At 51.6% G+C, this 15,795-nt stretch carries 16 protein-coding genes; 7 read left to right on the top strand and 9 right to left on the bottom strand.

Going from position 1 to position 15,795, the window contains the following annotated elements; translation table 11 throughout:
- Positions 1 to 14: 14 nt before the first annotated feature.
- From ACJJIF_RS13540 to ACJJIF_RS13530, 3 genes are read left to right on the top strand one after another with little or no spacing between them, the layout of a single operon-like run.
- Positions 15 to 491, top strand: coding sequence for a TlpA disulfide reductase family protein (locus ACJJIF_RS13540; protein ID WP_444928874.1), 477 nt, complete (start codon positions 15 to 17; stop codon positions 489 to 491).
- Positions 492 to 495: 4 nt separating this feature from the next.
- Complete coding sequence (locus ACJJIF_RS13535) at positions 496 to 711, top strand: DUF4266 domain-containing protein (protein WP_444928873.1); 216 nt, start codon at positions 496 to 498, stop codon at positions 709 to 711.
- Entirely contained in the window at positions 698 to 1,858 is a 1,161-nt protein-coding gene (locus ACJJIF_RS13530; RefSeq protein WP_444928872.1) for a DUF3570 domain-containing protein, read from the top strand. The genes ACJJIF_RS13535 and ACJJIF_RS13530 overlap by 14 nt, the downstream gene beginning before the upstream one ends.
- An 82-nt stretch (positions 1,859 to 1,940) precedes the next feature.
- Here the strand turns inward: ACJJIF_RS13530 and ACJJIF_RS13525 are convergent, their stop codons facing one another.
- Both ACJJIF_RS13525 and ACJJIF_RS13520 read right to left on the bottom strand, forming a co-directional pair.
- Positions 1,941 to 2,243 (bottom strand): antibiotic biosynthesis monooxygenase family protein, encoded by a 303-nt coding sequence (locus ACJJIF_RS13525; protein WP_444928871.1) that lies wholly within the window; start codon positions 2,241 to 2,243, stop codon positions 1,941 to 1,943.
- Complete coding sequence (locus tag ACJJIF_RS13520; protein ID WP_444928870.1) at positions 2,240 to 2,581, bottom strand: NIPSNAP family protein; 342 nt, start codon at positions 2,579 to 2,581, stop codon at positions 2,240 to 2,242. Before ACJJIF_RS13520 ends, ACJJIF_RS13525 begins: the two co-directional genes overlap by 4 nt.
- Before the next feature lie 89 nt (positions 2,582 to 2,670).
- Here ACJJIF_RS13520 and ACJJIF_RS13515 point away from each other — a divergent pair, with 89 nt between their 5' ends.
- Entirely contained in the window at positions 2,671 to 3,363 is a 693-nt protein-coding gene (locus ACJJIF_RS13515) for an ArsR/SmtB family transcription factor (RefSeq protein WP_444928869.1), read from the top strand.
- 5 nt (positions 3,364 to 3,368) lie between these two features.
- Here ACJJIF_RS13515 and ACJJIF_RS13510 read toward each other — a convergent pair whose 3' ends face one another.
- Positions 3,369 to 3,962 (bottom strand): DUF998 domain-containing protein, encoded by a 594-nt coding sequence (locus ACJJIF_RS13510; protein ID WP_444928868.1) that lies wholly within the window; start codon positions 3,960 to 3,962, stop codon positions 3,369 to 3,371.
- 262 nt (positions 3,963 to 4,224) lie between these two features.
- Here ACJJIF_RS13510 and ACJJIF_RS13505 point away from each other — a divergent pair, with 262 nt between their 5' ends.
- Positions 4,225 to 5,652 (top strand): pyridoxal phosphate-dependent decarboxylase family protein, encoded by a 1,428-nt coding sequence (locus tag ACJJIF_RS13505; protein ID WP_444928867.1) that lies wholly within the window; start codon positions 4,225 to 4,227, stop codon positions 5,650 to 5,652.
- Positions 5,653 to 5,775: 123 nt separating this feature from the next.
- Here ACJJIF_RS13505 and ACJJIF_RS13500 read toward each other — a convergent pair whose 3' ends face one another.
- Positions 5,776 to 6,561 carry a DUF2884 family protein gene (locus ACJJIF_RS13500; protein WP_444928866.1) on the bottom strand — a complete coding sequence of 262 codons (786 nt, stop codon included), beginning with the start codon at positions 6,559 to 6,561 and terminating at the stop codon, positions 5,776 to 5,778.
- A gap of 182 nt (positions 6,562 to 6,743) precedes the next feature.
- Here ACJJIF_RS13500 and ACJJIF_RS13495 point away from each other — a divergent pair, with 182 nt between their 5' ends.
- Complete coding sequence (locus tag ACJJIF_RS13495) at positions 6,744 to 9,137, top strand: zinc-dependent metalloprotease (protein ID WP_444928865.1); 2,394 nt, start codon at positions 6,744 to 6,746, stop codon at positions 9,135 to 9,137.
- Positions 9,138 to 9,188: 51 nt separating this feature from the next.
- On the opposite strand, the gene ACJJIF_RS13490 is transcribed toward ACJJIF_RS13495, so the two are convergent.
- The 3 genes from ACJJIF_RS13490 to ACJJIF_RS13480 form a co-directional block, all read right to left on the bottom strand.
- Positions 9,189 to 10,025: a transglutaminase domain-containing protein gene (locus tag ACJJIF_RS13490; RefSeq protein WP_444928864.1), complete on the bottom strand. Its 837-nt coding sequence runs from the start codon at positions 10,023 to 10,025 to the stop codon at positions 9,189 to 9,191.
- A 4-nt stretch (positions 10,026 to 10,029) separates the two neighbouring features.
- Positions 10,030 to 10,260 carry a DUF350 domain-containing protein gene (locus tag ACJJIF_RS13485; protein ID WP_444928863.1) on the bottom strand — a complete coding sequence of 77 codons (231 nt, stop codon included), beginning with the start codon at positions 10,258 to 10,260 and terminating at the stop codon, positions 10,030 to 10,032.
- Between the two features lie 231 nt (positions 10,261 to 10,491).
- Positions 10,492 to 10,785 carry a putative quinol monooxygenase gene (locus ACJJIF_RS13480; protein WP_444928862.1) on the bottom strand — a complete coding sequence of 98 codons (294 nt, stop codon included), beginning with the start codon at positions 10,783 to 10,785 and terminating at the stop codon, positions 10,492 to 10,494.
- A 208-nt stretch (positions 10,786 to 10,993) separates the two neighbouring features.
- On the opposite strand from ACJJIF_RS13480, the gene ACJJIF_RS13475 reads away from it, so the two are divergent.
- Positions 10,994 to 11,956 (top strand): LysR family transcriptional regulator, encoded by a 963-nt coding sequence (locus ACJJIF_RS13475; protein ID WP_444928861.1) that lies wholly within the window; start codon positions 10,994 to 10,996, stop codon positions 11,954 to 11,956.
- A 123-nt stretch (positions 11,957 to 12,079) separates the two neighbouring features.
- On the opposite strand, the gene ACJJIF_RS13470 is transcribed toward ACJJIF_RS13475, so the two are convergent.
- Positions 12,080 to 13,582, bottom strand: coding sequence for a S8 family serine peptidase (locus tag ACJJIF_RS13470; RefSeq protein ID WP_444928860.1), 1,503 nt, complete (start codon positions 13,580 to 13,582; stop codon positions 12,080 to 12,082).
- Positions 13,583 to 15,341: 1,759 nt separating this feature from the next.
- The gene (locus tag ACJJIF_RS13465) at positions 15,342 to 15,740 is read right to left on the bottom strand and encodes a globin (protein WP_444928859.1); all 399 of its coding nucleotides are present in this window, start codon (positions 15,738 to 15,740) and stop codon (positions 15,342 to 15,344) included.
- Between the last annotated feature and the right edge of the window lie 55 nt (positions 15,741 to 15,795).

Raw genomic sequence — 15,795 nt, 5'->3', positions numbered from 1 at the left:
ACAAGGACTCTTTCATGAAATACCTGGCCGCTTTATTGACGGTGCTTTTATCGGTGTCGCAGGCCTACGCCGCTGAGCCCTCGAAAGATTTTACCCTGAGTTCCAACCAGGGCGGAAACCTAAGACTCGCGGAGCAGCGCGGGGATGTCATTATGCTGAATTTTTGGGCCTCCTGGTGCGGCCCTTGCCGACAGGAAATGCCATTGCTGGATCAATTACACGAGCGCTATGCCGCAGCGGGTTTTCAGGTTTGGGGAGTCAATGTGGATGCGCAGCGTAAAGATGCCGACGCGCTACTGGCAAAAATTCCGGTGGATTTTCCCATCCTGTTTGATGGCAAGGGAGAGGTGAGCAAAATGTATGGCGTTGCCGCTATGCCCAGCAGCGTATTTATCGATCGGGATGGCAATGTTCGCTATATTCACAAAGGTTATCGCGATGGTGATGAAGCCGCCTATAAAAAAATAATTAAGGAATTGATTCGGGAGTAGCGCTATGCGTGCACTGTTGCTAGTTTGCGCTCTCTTGATGAGTACAGGTTGCACCATTAATCCCTGGGTTGCCCCCTATGAGCGGCAATTTCTCGCCGATCCCATTATGGGATTTGAGCAGGACCCGGTAGCTGCTCGCTATATGAACCACGTTTACGAAGCCCGTGAAGCTGCGCGTGGAGCCGAAGGCGGCAGTGGAGGTGGATGTGGCTGTAACTAAACTCCTATCGCGCTGGGGTGCTTGGTTATTTTTAGGGCCGGTGATTGCTGTTGCCGCTGTTCTTCCCGAAGAGCGGGCCGACAATATGTATCACGCCTATAGCGGTGGAGGTGTGACCATTGATGGACCCTCCGTACTGATTCGTAAGAATCTCGGCAACAATGTCTCCCTGTCTGCCAATTACTATGTGGATATGATTTCCGGTGCCTCTATTGATGTGGAGGCGACAGCCAGTGAGTACACCGAGCAGCGGGATGAGTTCTCCCTGGGGGCAGACTATTTGGTGGATAAAACTACCATCAGTATGGGTTACACCAACAGTTCCGAGAATGATTATGAGGCGCAGACCATAGCTTTCGCTATCAGTCAGGGTTTCTTTGGGGATTTGAGTACCATCGGCTTGCGCGTCAGCTACGGAAGCGATGATGTGTTCCGCAACGGCGATGAAAATTTTGCGGAGGAAGCGCAGCATCGCCGCTATGCACTCAGCTGGAATCAGATTCTCACCCAGAAGCTGATCGCTGAATTAAGTGTGGAAACGGTGGCCGATGAAGGCTTTCTCAACAACCCCTATCGCAGTGTCAGATATCTCGATGAAGCATCTGGTAGTGGCTTTAGTTATCAGGCGGAGGTTTATCCCACTACGCGCAATAGCGATGCAGTTGCCTTGAGGGCTAAATACCGTCTGCCCTACCGCGCGGCAATCAAAGGGGAGTACCGCCGCTATGCAGATAGCTGGGGGGTTGTTGCAGATAACGTGGAGTTCCGTTATATCCATCCGTGGAAGGAACGCGATGAATGGGTTTTGGAGGGGAAGATTCGCTATTACCAGCAGAGTAGCGCAGATTTTTATAGCGATCTTTTCCCCTATCTCAATGCCACCAACTTTCGCGCGCGGGATAAAGAGTTGAGTAATTACACAACGTTGGCCCTTGGTTTTGGTATTTCCTATGAGTTGCCGAAACGTTGGTCCGTATTAAAGCAGCGGAATACGATTAACCTTTATTGGGACCATATCCTGTTTGATTATGAGGATTTTCTCGATGTCACTGTGCATGGTGCCGACACATTGATCAGCCCAGGGGATGAACCGGCCTATAGCTTCTCTGCCAATGTAATACGCTTATTTTGGTCTGCTCGTTTCTAGGGATAGAAGCCTCTGCTATTTTGTTCTTTTATGTAAGAACGGGGCGCAGAGGCTTTATCCATTGAGAAAGTTGCGTATCTTCCTATTGCTGGGAGTAATCTCTAAGCACTTCTCCTATTCTTATTTGATAGCTGTCAAACAGCTGATTTTTACCCAGGTTTTGCGCCTGCCAATGTTCTTTGTTATTTTTCCAGTTCTTCACAGATTCTTCATCCCGCCAAATAGAGAGTGATAATAGCTTGTCGGGCTGGTTGAGGCTCTGAAACCGCTCTACCGAAATAAAGCCATCTAAGTGAAGCAGTTGCTCCTTTAGCTCTGCGGCTATGGCCAAATATTTATCCCTTCCTGACGCTTTTGGTATGACTTCAAATATGACGACAATCATGCCTTATTTTCCCCTGATGCTTTTAGGTAGGTTTCTGGTACGACATTTAAAAAGCTGCGCCTCTCTTCAAGAATAAATTGTTCTCTTTTGGCAAATTCAAAATTTTTACTGCCTTGGGGGGACTGTTTTAATCGCTGTCGATACTGCTCGTAGTGAGACAAGCTGGTAAAACTGATAATACCGAAGGCCTGGAAGTTGGTGCCTTCGGAGGGGAGGAAATAACCCAATAGTTGCCCGCCGCAGGCGGGAATAATTTCACCCCAGTTCTCAGCGTACTGGCGGAAAGCATCGATCTTAAACGGGTCGATTTTGTATTCGATAAAACAAGTTACGCTCATTTCAGTTGCCTCTATTCAGTATTTGCTGGCATTCTAGAGGATTTGATTTTCTATACTTCGATGGCCAACGAACTGTTGTGGTGGTAACTATGGAACCTGATATTTCGGTGATCTCCAATCTGATAGGGGATAGGGCGCGCGCAAAAATACTGATGGCACTTATGAGTGGACAGGCATTGACAGCGACAGAGCTGGCCTGCGAGGCAGATGTGACTGCGCAAACGGCAAGCAGCCACCTGTGCAAGCTGGTAGAGAGTGGGCTCTTGGTCGTACGCAAGCAGGGTAGGCACAAGTACTTTCAGCTGGCGAGTTACCGGGTTGCCGAGGCGCTAGAGATGTTACTTAACCTGAGTAGCTCCCTGGGGCCGCAAAAAATAACTACGGGGCCCGCTGATCCCGATTTAAGAAAATCCCGCATCTGTTATGACCACTTAGCCGGGGTCACCGGTGTTCTACTATACGAGGCTTTGCTGAGCGCTGAAATGCTTACTGAGGAGTCACAGCAAACCTCCCTAACCAAAGAGGGTGAGCTATTTTTTCAGAAGCAGGGAGCGGCGCTAGATAGTTTGAAGCAGCGCAAGCGCCCTGTGTGTAAGTCGTGTCTGGACTGGAGTGAAAGAAAAAGCCACCTGGCCGGCAGCTTGGGCCAATGGATACTTGAAGATGCCCTGGCTAAGCAGTGGGCGCTCAGAAGACCGGATTCGAGGGTGATTACTTTTTCCGAAAAGGGAATCACACAATTCTCTAAGCGCTATCAAATTGATCCGGCCAGGCTGTGCTAGGCGAGCTATCCGCTGTATACCAGGTTGGCAGAGAGCCCGGCCAGCCATATTAGCTGTGCGGCATAGCTGAGGCGCTGGTGCAAACCGGGGTTGGTTTTCTGTTCGTAGGCCTTTTTTAAGGTAACCGTAAAATAGATAGCGAAGAATAAACAGGTGGCACTAAATAGTCTGAAGCCCATTGAGAAGTCATTAGTGAAAATACTAAGCAGTGGGGCAAGCAGTAATGATAGCAGCATAAACATGCCCGCCCAGGAGTGTATCTGGCATGCACGGCTGGGATTTTGGGTGTAGGGGTCTGCATCCATGGGAAAATAGCCCGCAACCCAGGTCCCAATTCCGTGAATAATAATTAAACTTCCAATGAGGGTAAGTAGAATAGAAGCCTGTTCAATTTGCAGTATATGTAGGCCAAATAAGCAGAAGAATAGACCCAGCGGATAGTTGTTAATGAGGGGGGAGAGTTTTTGCGTCGGACTTCCTATTGCGCCCAGTTCACTACAGAATTGTTTTGAGTGGCTATAACCGGTGTATTTTATTCCCGCTAAAGTGACACCGACCACCATCCATACAAACGAGATAATTCCAAAGTAAGCAAACACTTTACTGGTCCCGGTTGGCTCTGTTGGAAGAGAAGATAGCGCTGAAAAAAATTGATTTCAAGCAGGTTTATTGCTGCATCATAAGGAAAAATGCTCTGCACGGGAGGTGCGCTGTGAATTTATGTGCGTAAGCCCGCAGAGGTATTGTGGCGTTATCCAGAGCCCCCTTTACTGCCAAGGGTGTAACTATTTTGTCCTTATTGTTCGCATCTGTTTGATTTCTTTTGTATTTATTTAAATTTGCTGGAGAAATTCACTTACTATGCGCTATCAGCTTGATAAAAAGGGCAGGGAAGCGGATATGGATGGTAATAACAGCGGGAAATTTTCTGATGCTAAAAAAGCGCTATCTCTGGCAGCGCGATACGCGAAGGATTACGTGGTCGCTATCCGGGATCGGCGAGTAAGTCCGTCTGCGCTGGATCTCGACAGACTGCGGCATTTTAATCGTGACTTGTCTCGGGCCGGGCAGCCGGCGGAGGCGGTGATCGAAAGCCTGCACCGCTATGGTTCTCCGGCAACGGTTGCCAGTACCGGTGGGCGTTTCTTTGGTTTGGTTGTCGGTGGGGCTACCCCGGCCGCTATGGGAGCTGCGGTAATGAACGCGGCCTGGGATCAGGTGGCGGTTCTGGAGGCGTCGGCACCTTCGGCCATTTACTTGGAGCGTATAGCGGCACATTGGATTTTGGAGTTGCTCACACTGCCGCAGGCAGGCAGCGTGGGTTTTACGACTGGCTCCTCTATGGCCAATATGGTGTGTTTGGCGGCCGCGCGTAATGCCCTCTACCAGAAGCTCAATATCAACCTGGCGGAGACTGGGCTCGCCGGTGCGCCGCCGCTGCGTATTATTGTTTCTGAGCAGTCCCATGTCACGGTTCACAAGGCGCTCTCTATCCTCGGGTTTGGCACCCGTCAGTTGGTTGAGGCACCCTGTGACGCACAGGGTCGGGTGCGGGCTGATACATTTCCCGAGGTCGATGAAACCACCATCATCTGCTTGCAGGCGGGCAACGTAAATTCCGGAGCTTTTGATCCATTTGCAGAAATTATTCCCCGAGCTAAAGCGAGGGGAGCCTGGGTGCATGTGGATGGCGCCTTTGGTTTGTGGGCGGCGGCCTCCCCGGCGAAGTCAGTGCTGACTGCGGGTGTAGAGCAGGCGGACTCCTGGGCCGTAGATGCCCACAAGTGGCTGAATACGCCTTATGACTGCGGCTTGGCAATTTGTCGGCAGCAGGGGGCGGTACACACGGTGATGACAACCCAGGCGCCCTACTTACAGGCGGGGGTGGACGTTGCGCCTAAGGATATGGTGCCAGAGTTCTCCCGGCGGGCCAGGGGCGTGGAAGTGTGGGCGGCGATTCAGGAGATGGGGGCCGAAGGCATTGCGGCGATGATCGAGCGCTGTTGCCGCCACGCCGAACATCTGTGTGCGGGCTTGGCAGATATGGGCTATGAGATCCTCAATGAGGTGGTGTTAAACCAAGTGGTGGCGACGATCGGCACTGCGGAGGATATTCAGCAAATCGTCAGGGCGATACAGGAGGAGGGCGTATGCTGGTTTGGCGCGACAACTTGGCGGGGCAAAACGGCCTTGCGCCTCAGTGTCTCTTCCTGGGCGACTACCGAGCGGGATATTGCCCTCACTCTGGAGGCTATTCGCCGGGCGACTGAGGCTCAATTGGCTAAATAGCCCTAATCTAGGTACCACCGCACAATAAAATTTTTCCGCTGGCAGGGGCTGTAACCAAGCGCCGGAGAAATAGAAAAAGAGGCCGCATTGCGGCCAAGTATGGGGGGATGAAAATCAAAGGGTCTAATGGGCGTTAATCGGATCAGTTTTAATTAAATCGTAGCGGCTGAGTTCCGGTACCAACTGGTGGAGATCGGTTTCCAGCTGATCGATGGTGCTCAGTTGTGTACACAAGCGGTATGCCGACTGCTCAATATTCTCCGCGCGCTGCTCGATTAATCGCTCCGCCTCTTCGGTGGCCTGTTCCTCGATACTTTCCCCCCCGGTAAAGGCGGCTTTGAGGGCGTGCCAGGCAATCGTTCCCGCAGATTCCATAGCGAGGCGCTCGATACGGGGTTCAAACTCTTCAGTGATGGTTTTCTCTATATAGTTACCCATCTCTTCGTCCCCCAGCTGATAGATCTCCCCCTCTTGATTGAGGCGGTCTTCAGTGCGCTGGATTAGCTCGGCGGAAAATTGTTGCAGCTCGAGGATATCCGGGTGATCTGGTCCGGCGAGGGCGCTGATGGCGATGGACAGGCCATCCATCGCAATATCGACCGCTTCGAGAGTGAGCACCAGTGTGTCGCGACCGGCGATATGTAATTGCTGGCGATACTCTTGCAGCAGCTGCTTCTGCTGGGAATTGAGGGGCAGCGGCTCGCCATCGATCAATAATTGATTGGGGTACTGAAATGTCACTAACTGCTCGTTTTCCCGGCCCACGTTAAAGAAATCCGGGCCTACCTCAATGGCGTAATCTGTGGATACGTTGCAGTCGCTGGTATCGACATGAAGGGAATCGTGGGCCATGGCCTGGGTGCTGATGCCTAGGCCTATCAGGGTTGAAAGTGCAATTGGCTTCCACATATGCCGGTTTCCTATTGTGTGTCTTTGCAATGGGACGCGCCGGGATCGCCGAATGGATGCAGAGGCACAGAAATTTTTCTGTTTTTTTGCCGCAGATGCCGGCGCCTGAGTGCCGGGCGTGGATGTTGTGGCGGCTATTCGGTATTTTTAGCCCATAACACTTAATAAATTGAGGGTATTCAATGTCCATAAGCAGGTTCATTGTCGCACTGGGCTTCCTGATCGCCAGTGCCATAGCGCAGGCTGGGAGTATTGCCGAGTACACCGCCGGCATGCACCGGCACGGCGGCTTCCACAACTTTTACTGGGATGAGGCCAATGGCCGGGTGCTATTGGAGATCGATGAGTTTGAGCGCGAGCTGCTCCTGCTCACCGGACTCGCCCAGGGGCTGGGTTCCAACCCTGTGGGCCTGGACCGCAACCAGGTGGGTGAGAGCCGGCTGGTGAAATTCCAGCGTGCGGGTAACAAGGTATTACTGCATCAGGTGAATCTGAAATACCGCGCCCAATCAGAAAATACAGCGGAGCGCCGTGCGGTTGAGGAGGCTTTTGCCTCGTCGGTACTCTGGGGGTTCAAGGTACTTGCCCAGAGCGGGCAGAGCCTACTGGTGGACTTTACCCCTTTCCTGCTGAGTGATCAGCACGGTATTGCTGCACGTCTCAAGGGGGCGGAGCAGGGCAGTTACAGTGTGGATAAGAGCAAATCGGCAATTTATCTACCCCGCACTAAAAATTTCCCCAAGAATAGCGAGTTTGAAGCACAGCTGACCTTTGCCGGCGCAGCTCCGGGCAACTATTTGCGCGAAGTGGTACCAACGCCCACATTAGTATCTCTGCGCCAGCATATCTCCCTGATTGAGCTGCCGGATAGCGACTACCAACCCCGTCGCTTCCACAGTCGCAGCGGTTACTTCCCGTTTGCGTATCGAGACTACGCCACCGCGATTGAAGAGCCGCTGGATCAGCGCTACATCTATCGCCACCGACTGGAAAAGAAAGCGGCTAGCGATGAGGTTGTGGAGCCGATTGTTTACTACGTGGACTCCGGGGTGCCGGAGCCGGTGCGCAGTGCCCTGATCGAGGGGGCCAGCTGGTGGGATCAGGCATTCGCCGCTGCGGGGTTTAAAAATGCCTTTCGCGTAGAGGTGCTGCCAGAGGGGGTCGATCCTCTGGATGTTCGCTATAACGTGATCAATTGGGTACACCGCGCCACTCGCGGCTGGTCCTACGGTTATTCGGTTTACGACCCCCGCACCGGCGAAATCCTCAAGGGGAATGTTACCTTGGGGTCCCTGCGTGTCCGCCAGGATTTTCTGATTGCCCAGGGACTTGTACAGCCCTATCGCGGTGACTCGGTCAGTACTGAACAGCTAAAAGATATGGCCCTGGCGCGTATCCGCCAGTTATCGGCCCACGAGGTGGGCCACACTCTGGGGCTGGCGCACAACTTTGCCGCCAGTACCGAAGAGCGTGCCTCGGTGATGGACTACCCAGCTCCGTTGGTCTCCCTGTTGGGAGGTAAGCTGGATCTGGCCGATGCCTATGCTACCGGTATCGGCCGCTGGGATAAGCTGGCGATTCGCTATGGTTACGGCGAGAGTGGCGATGAAGCGAACTACCTGGAGGGCATTATCGCCGAGGCCGGGGAGCAGAAGCTGCGTTTTATTTCAGATCCGGATTCCCGCGCGATCAATAATGCCCACGCCGTCTCTCACCTGTGGGACAACGGCACTGACCCCCTGGCGGAATTCCAGCGAATGGTCGAACTGAGGCGTCACGCCCTGGAGAATTTCTCCGCAGCGGCAGCGCCGCTATCTGCGCCCCGCTCTGACCTGGAAGAGACCCTGGTGCCGGTGTACTACGGCCACCGCTATCAGGCGGAGGCCGTGGGCAAACTGATCGGTGGCCTGGACTATGACTATGTCTATAACGGTACCGAACAAAACAGCTACACCCTGGTGCCCGCCGAGCGACAACAGCGGGCGATCGATGCATTGCTGGATACGCTGTCGCCGCAATTTCTCACCTTGCCGGAGCGGGTCTTGCAATTGATTCCGCCCAAGTCCTATGGCTACGAACGCACTATCGAAAGCTTCCCCGCCTATACGGGCGTTGCTTTCGATGGAGTGGCCCTGGCGGAGGCGGCGGCCGGACATACGCTCGCTATTCTGATGGACCCACAGCGCGCGGCGCGTATGAATCAACAGCGTGCCCGCAGCAGCGAGGTGCCGGGGTTTGCCGGCGTGTTGCAGCGCTTGACCGCACAGGCCTTGCACAATGGCGGCTACACCGGTTTACAGGCGAGCGTACACCAGCGGGTTAACCACGCCTATATCGAGCAATTGATGCTGCTGGCAGGCAATAGCAAGGCGGATGAGTCGGTGCGGGCCAAGGCACATTTGGAACTGGCCAAGCTCCTCCAGGAGATCGGCGCTATGCGATTATTCGGCGATGACCCCGAGGGCTACAGCGCGCACTACTACTATGAAGCGCAGCGTATAGACGCCTTTAAGCAGGGCAAACTGGAAGTAAAACCCGGAGCGGTTAAGGGGATGCCGCCGGGATCTCCGATCTGATCTGATATGCATAAGCGGGGATGGGGTATTTTCGCCTATCCCCGTTTGCGATTAACCGCGAATAAACTGGGATTTTTTTATCCAGTGGTTGCCCCGATATTGGCGCGAGGGTAGCGGGCTTTTCTTGGCCCAAAAGAAGTGGCGGTTAAATTGAAACTCCGCATCGTAGCCCTCCGCCAGCGCAGCCAGGGGCACGGCCTGCCAGCTGGTCTGGCGGCGTTTACTGGTTGCCTCCAGCAGGTATTCCCGGTCGTTCAAGATGGCCACCACCCAGGCGTGGCCCTGACCTTTGTGGGTACCGAGTGCCACCCGCGCATCCACTCCCAACTCGATTAGCCAGTCCGCCAGTAAAATTGCGTGGTCTTCACAGTCGCCGCGTTTTTGGTAATAGGCCTGGCGGGAAGTTTGCCAGATGTCCGATAAGCCGGCGTATTGCAGGTGATCGTATTGGTACTCCTTCTGCATTGCCAGGGTATACAGCGGGACCCACAGCTGTTGGGTTTTAAAGGGTTTAAATCCCACCAGGTAGCTATTGGCAAAGTGGTGCTGTTGGTCCAGTCCCCGGGCGGAGGCTGTCACCGCCTCAATACCCTGCCAATTCCACACAGAGACATGAGCGCTCTCTTCCCGTGAGCGTCTGTCGACGACTTGCTGAATGGTTTTTTCCTCCAGCGGGTGACGGGTACCCACTACCCGCACGACGCCCTGCTGTGAGTCCACAGTAGGGGCTGCGCTATCCCCGCTACTGCCAAAAGTGCGCAAATTGTCGGAGAGCGGTATTTCCGGTGCGTTTTTTGTTGGTGCTTCTTGGCTATTCCCTCGCCGCACAAGCTCAGGGGTGATCAGTGCGAGGGAAAGTACCAGTGTGATAGCTAGCCACTTGCGCACGGAGCTAACCCTTAAGACCAAACGAAATAATGATGGCGACAAATATTAATATGGTCGATGCAAATATAGATACCGCGATATTTCCATTTTTTAGCTCACCTTCGATATCTACTGAGCGAAGTAGTTTTTTATCAATGGTAATTAGGGCGGTGATACCAATAAACAGTGCTAACAGTGTGTACAGCAGATTGATACCCAGGTTAAACAGGGTCGCCGTTAAAAATTCCAGTTCCATAAGACCTTCAAGTCAATGAGATTTTTTTGTGATTGTTAATGGCAGAATTTAAGCACAGGCTTTAATGGAGCGCAAAGCACCGCCCATTTCCTGGAGGGAATTGTTTATCGGTAAGTGCTGCTGGTTTGTTCGCGCTGCTTATGGCGCTGGGGAGCAAAAGTACGGCGGGGGAAGCTGCGGTTAAAATTGAGGTTATCCAGGCCTGGGGCCTGGATAACCTAGCGGCAGAGATCAGTTATCAATCTCGCTCATTTCGTTTAATACAAACTCTTCGACGGCACCTTCAGTCGCCTTCATATACTCTTCCAGGTGCTTGTTATTCATGTGGGTTTGCCACAGGTCGCGTGTTTCCCAGTTTTCATAAAACAGGAAGTGCGCGGGGTTGTCATTGTCCTGGTGGAGGTTGTAATTGATGCAGCCCGCTTCCGCTCGGGTTGTATCAATCAGTTTTAAGAGTTCAGATTTCACCAGGTCAATTTTGTCGGCCTTGGCTTTAATATTGGCAACGATAGTGAGTCTACCCATGTGAACACCTCTGTGTGTCGATATGTGTTGAATTCAGGTTTGTACTCTTTTCCCGGGTCTTTTCGCGGGGAGGCTCGATGCTGTTGATTTAGCTGCCACCTCCCAGAGAAAGCACTGGGGCGTCGAGTTGATAAGTTCATTCTAGAACTAGATTGCATCGCTAAAAACACTATAATCTTTGAATCTTTATCAAAAAAAAATTGAAAATATGCAGCTTGAAGACTTGAAGGTCATCCTCAAGGTAGCCGAGTTTCGCAGCATCACGGCGGCTGCTGCCAGCCTCGACCTGCGCACCGCAACTGCGAGTGCGGCGATTAAGCGTGTGGAGAGTGCACTGGGGGTCGATTTATTTATTCGCACCACCCGGCAACTGCGCCTGTCCAGTGCCGGGGAGAGATTTATCCCCAAGTGCGAGGAGGCCCTTCTGACCCTGGAGCTGGCCCGGCAGAATCTCAAAGAAGACAGCGGCCAGATCGATGGGGAGCTGCGTATAGCGGCCTCCTCAGACCTGGGCAGGAATCTTGTTACCCCCTGGCTGGATGAGGTATTGCAGGCACACCCGGGGCTGAGTCTCAGGGTGAATATCAGCGATAGCCAGGTGGACTTCTACCGGGACCCGGTGGATATCGCATTGCGCTATGGCCCCCCCGTGGATGCCAATTTATATGGTTTTAAAATTTGCGAAGTGCCCCGCTTACTGTGTGCAACTCCGGCCTACCTGGAGGAAAAGGGCTCCCCGCAAACACCGGATGAACTCTCCGCTCATAACGGCCTTTTTTATCAGTTGCACGAGATTGTGCACAATCATTGGGAGTTTTTTCGCGGCGAGTCGGTGTACAAGGTGCGGGTGGCTGGAAACCGCTCCTCCAATGACGGTGATCTGGTGCGGCGCTGGTGTGTGTCGGGTTACGGCCTGACGATTAAGTCATGTTTGGATATGTCGGCGGACTTACTTTCCGGCCGGGTAGTCGCCACTATGCGTGACTATAAGCCCAAAGCGACGGAGTTGTGGCTGGTATCTCCGGGAAGGCAGTCAATTACGCCGACGGTGCGATTGGTGCGGGATACCCTGAGGAGTCGGTGCTTAGCGGTTTTAAAGCAGTTACTTGCGCAGGGCATACTCTCGGACACGGATTTCAGTGGCGGGGTGGAAACCCAACTGAATTCCTAGTTATTTCTATCCCTGCAAGGCTTTCTCAGCAAAAGCGGTGAAAAAATGATGTGTGGGTGCCGATAAAAAGAAGGGGAGGCCTTGCTCCCCTTCCGGTTTTAAACCCCAGTTAATCCGAATGGATTAGGAGCCGGAACAGCCGTAGGTATCCAGGTAGTCGTAAGCGGCTTTTGCCTGTACCAGACCGTAGCCGTAGGCATTGTCTCTGCCCGCATCGCCGAGGTCTTCAGCGGTAGCGGTCAGGGCGTTGCGGATCTCGGTATTGCTACAGTTGGGGAAGTGGCTCCATACCAACGCGGCAACACCGGCAACATGCGGGGTGGCCATAGAGGTACCGTTGTAATACTCGTAGCTGGTAGCCTCACTTTCCAAATCTACGCTGGCGTTTAACTGTGTGAGCAGAGCCGCACCATCAGTGTCAGAAATACCAACCGAGGGAATAGTCGTCACAGTTTCGCCCAGGGTGGCACTGGAGAGTAAGCCCTCTTCATTGTTGTAAATAATGGCACCGATGCCGCCGCCGGACTCACAGTTTAAAACCTTCTCGGCGAAGCTGATATTGCCTCGAGCAATCAGACAGATCTTACCTGCCGCACTGGTGCAAGCCGATTCAGCGGTGCCACAATCTTCCATGGAAGCGGTGATTGCGCTAGCGGGAGAGCCATCAATTGGAGCGGACTCGATATCAACACTGTCGACGGCGAGAGAGGAAATTCTGCCGCTGTCGGTGGGGACAGAAGATAAAACCTGCACGCCGGGTGCAGAGAGTTCTACCTGGTTGGTCTGCTGGGAATAGGACCAAATAGCTTTATCGCTATCGACCGCGCCGACGGACACCACTGAGGAGTAGGAGGCGGGGTAGGAGTGCGCAGTGTTACCGTCATTGCCGGCTGCGGCAATAGACAGGATGCCCTGGTTATTCAGGCTGTTAAAGGTTCGCCTCTCGAGGAAATTGGGGCTGTCACCGCCCAGGCTCATATTGATTACGTCGGCACCGTTGTCGGCACAAACCTCGGCAGCCGCCATCAGGGAGGAGGAGTAGGCCCAGCCGTCAGCGCCAAATACTTTTACAATATGCAGGTTGATATTGCTGCTGGGCATCACGCCAACAACGCCGGCATCATTATTTATCGCCGCGATGGTACCGGCCACATGGGTGCCGTGACCATCTTCGTCTTCATACCAGTTGCCGGCACCACTGGGATCGCTGGTACCGGTAACGGCATTGCCGGACAAGTCTTCGTGCACAAGGTCGTAGCCTGAATCGATAATACAGACGGTGCGATTGCCAGCTTGAGAGTCGCCCAGCTGATCGGCCTGAACCATAGTGATGCCGTAGGGCGTTTCCTGGGACAACGGGTAGCGTTTAACGTCTTCTTCAATAAATGCAACATCTGGATTGGAGCGCATTTCTTTTAGGGTTTCTGGAGAAAGGTGCGCGGCCATTACATTCTGGCGGCGCATCTTAAGGGCCTGGCGCCCACCTCTCTTCTCCACAAAATGCTTAACGGACTCGCCTTTTCCCTGCTTGAAACTCACGATGTAACGCTTGTCTTCAGCCGTGGCATTACCGGTGATTGCTAGCGCTAATACACTGGCACTAAATACAGATAGGGCCTTTCTCATTGAATACTCCTAGATGTTTTCTTTGTTTATTGTTGTTGCTGTTTGCGTGGAGAATCTATCAGGATTTTCCTGACGTATAAATAATCATTTTGTATGTAGTTTCGTTTTTCTTTGTTGTGGGATTTTTGTTTTTTTAAAGTTTGCTTTATTTGGGTGTTTTTATAATTATTTTTGGGTTTTTTTTGTACTTTCTGTTTTTCCTGTTTTTAATTTTTAGGTTGTTTTTATTTTGTTGGATCTTTGGCTGGATATATGGTTGCTTTGGCCGGCGGGTTGGGGTAGGGGAGGTCGTTTTCTTGGTGGTGTTTGCTGCGGTTGGTCGAGAATAGTCATTTGCAGGGGTAATGTAGCATCTGGAGTATTTAATAAGGCCCATTCTGTGTTAGATGGAGTTATTCAGGAGTTCTACTGGAGTGTATTTTAACAAAATTAAATCGGCTAACGAGATGGCTATATATTTAAATTGGCCGCGACTGCTCTTCTATTTTTCCTCATTTGAGGCTGCTTGATGAATCTTTATTCACCCAAATTTCGACAGCCTGCTCCATGTCAAGCTTGAAGTTCTGTTTTATCTTAATGGTAGTCCTGATCAATTGATTGGCTTTGTGGTGTTGCGGGAGAGTTTAGGTCGACTTTGTGAACTTTATTGGCATAGCTCTCCGTATAATTAGAGGATAGTCATAAATGGCTATGGCTGTGGTGGCGCTCGATACGGAAGGGGGGGTATCAAATCGGTAGAGGAGATGGTTGAGGTGCTTGCTTTTGATTTTTTTAAAGCTCTTCTTCTACTAGACAAATATTTGCCTGGGGAAGTGTTAGCTTATTGATCCTGTTGGAGCTTTTGGCGAGGAAAAGCACGTCACTTATTTTAGATGTTGGTATTTTGTAGTTGATATGCCTGTTGATTAATGTCTGGGAAAGTTGCCAGCTCCGGCAGTAAAGCTCGATATTTTTGTGTATTTATTTGTTGATTGGTTCTCATATTTTTATTTTTTTATTGGGGGATCTCTTTTGGCTTATTTACTTTGTATTTTGATCGTACTATAAAAAATTTCTTTGAAGAGAAAATGTTGGCAGGAGAGTATTATGAGAGGTTTATTTTCGGCGCTTTTTTTCGGAGTTTTATTGGCAGGGAGTGTCTCTACATCGGCTGGCCTTCCCGAGGAAATACAGTGCTGGGTAGATTGTAGAGAGAGTGGGTATGGCTCTGAATACTGTAAAGCGTTCTGTGACACCTGAATTTGACCGAAAGTGGTTGAAATGGCCGCTCGAGGAGAAGTTGTTCTTGAGTGGCTATTGCCACTTGCTTTCCATTCTACTTAGCTAAAGAGGTGTTCGATAAATTTCTATCTGCTTAAGTCCGGTAGCGGATCCCGCGCCAAGCTTGGTGATTTTATTTTCACCCTAATTGCATCTCATTTCTTCCTCTGTATTCAGCTCTAAAGTGTATTAGTTAATTGTCTGGAAGAGAGCGGTTAGCTGAGCCGGCTGTCCCCGAAAGAACGCTGCACTTGCGTACTACTTTGGCTTGTTTGTTCGCTACTTTCTCTTAGGTATGCAGCTAAAACTTTATAGCTATTTTTATTTTGCGAGATAGTTATATCTGGGTATTTAATAATTTATTACAGGCTCGGAGGGCAGCCCTATGCCGGTACTAGGCATTCGGTATGCCTATACATAAAAACTGTCGGAAAATCCGATCATAAATAGCCGGCTTAGGGCTTGGCAAATTTATCTTATATTTTTTTAGCTCAGGGAATTAGTACGCTTGACGTATAATTTCAATGCCCGGGAGGATTGCCCGGTTCCAGGCGGCTTCAATTTCGGGGGAGAATTCCTCGTCGTGCTGCCTGAGGGTGGCGAGTAGGGCGTCGAGCCAGAGACGATACCACTCCGGGCGGATATTGTAGCCGTTGCGATCGTGGCTTTTACCCAGAGCGCGCAGCTTGGTGTCCGGCATGCCGCGCGAGTGAAGTACCAGCTGCATGATGCCGTTACGCAACAGATGGCGCTGGGCCTTCATATCAGTATTGATAAAGAGCTGGCGAATATCGGTAGAACTTCCCATAAAGCGATCGTAAAAATCTACAAAGAACTGTTCTTTATTGCAGCAGCGTCCATAACTTTGAAAAACGATATCACTATCCGTTGGTTGCATCGTTTGGATTACCTCTCTTGTTGGCCATCCCGAGTTTTATGATCAAGTGGCCTCT

This window comes from Microbulbifer regidiadema (SeqCode), assembly GCF_052467605.1.
This window is presented reverse-complemented; position numbering and strand designations above follow the sequence as displayed.

Excerpts from the sequence above, each read along its gene's own strand:
- ACJJIF_RS13540 (WP_444928874.1), top strand. The coding sequence starts at position 15 with ATGAAATACCTGGCCGCTTTATTGACGGTGCTTTTATCGGTGTCGCAG.
- ACJJIF_RS13535 (WP_444928873.1), top strand. The coding sequence starts at position 496 with ATGCGTGCACTGTTGCTAGTTTGCGCTCTCTTGATGAGTACAGGTTGC.
- ACJJIF_RS13525 (WP_444928871.1), bottom strand. The coding sequence starts at position 2,243 with ATGATTGTCGTCATATTTGAAGTCATACCAAAAGCGTCAGGAAGGGAT.
- ACJJIF_RS13520 (WP_444928870.1), bottom strand. The coding sequence starts at position 2,581 with ATGAGCGTAACTTGTTTTATCGAATACAAAATCGACCCGTTTAAGATC.
- ACJJIF_RS13515 (WP_444928869.1), top strand. The coding sequence starts at position 2,671 with ATGGAACCTGATATTTCGGTGATCTCCAATCTGATAGGGGATAGGGCG.
- ACJJIF_RS13505 (WP_444928867.1), top strand. The coding sequence starts at position 4,225 with ATGCGCTATCAGCTTGATAAAAAGGGCAGGGAAGCGGATATGGATGGT.
- ACJJIF_RS13500 (WP_444928866.1), bottom strand. The coding sequence starts at position 6,561 with ATGTGGAAGCCAATTGCACTTTCAACCCTGATAGGCCTAGGCATCAGC.
- ACJJIF_RS13495 (WP_444928865.1), top strand. The coding sequence starts at position 6,744 with ATGTCCATAAGCAGGTTCATTGTCGCACTGGGCTTCCTGATCGCCAGT.
- ACJJIF_RS13485 (WP_444928863.1), bottom strand. The coding sequence starts at position 10,260 with ATGGAACTGGAATTTTTAACGGCGACCCTGTTTAACCTGGGTATCAAT.
- ACJJIF_RS13480 (WP_444928862.1), bottom strand. The coding sequence starts at position 10,785 with ATGGGTAGACTCACTATCGTTGCCAATATTAAAGCCAAGGCCGACAAA.
- ACJJIF_RS13475 (WP_444928861.1), top strand. The coding sequence starts at position 10,994 with ATGCAGCTTGAAGACTTGAAGGTCATCCTCAAGGTAGCCGAGTTTCGC.
- ACJJIF_RS13470 (WP_444928860.1), bottom strand. The coding sequence starts at position 13,582 with ATGAGAAAGGCCCTATCTGTATTTAGTGCCAGTGTATTAGCGCTAGCA.
- ACJJIF_RS13465 (WP_444928859.1), bottom strand. The coding sequence starts at position 15,740 with ATGCAACCAACGGATAGTGATATCGTTTTTCAAAGTTATGGACGCTGC.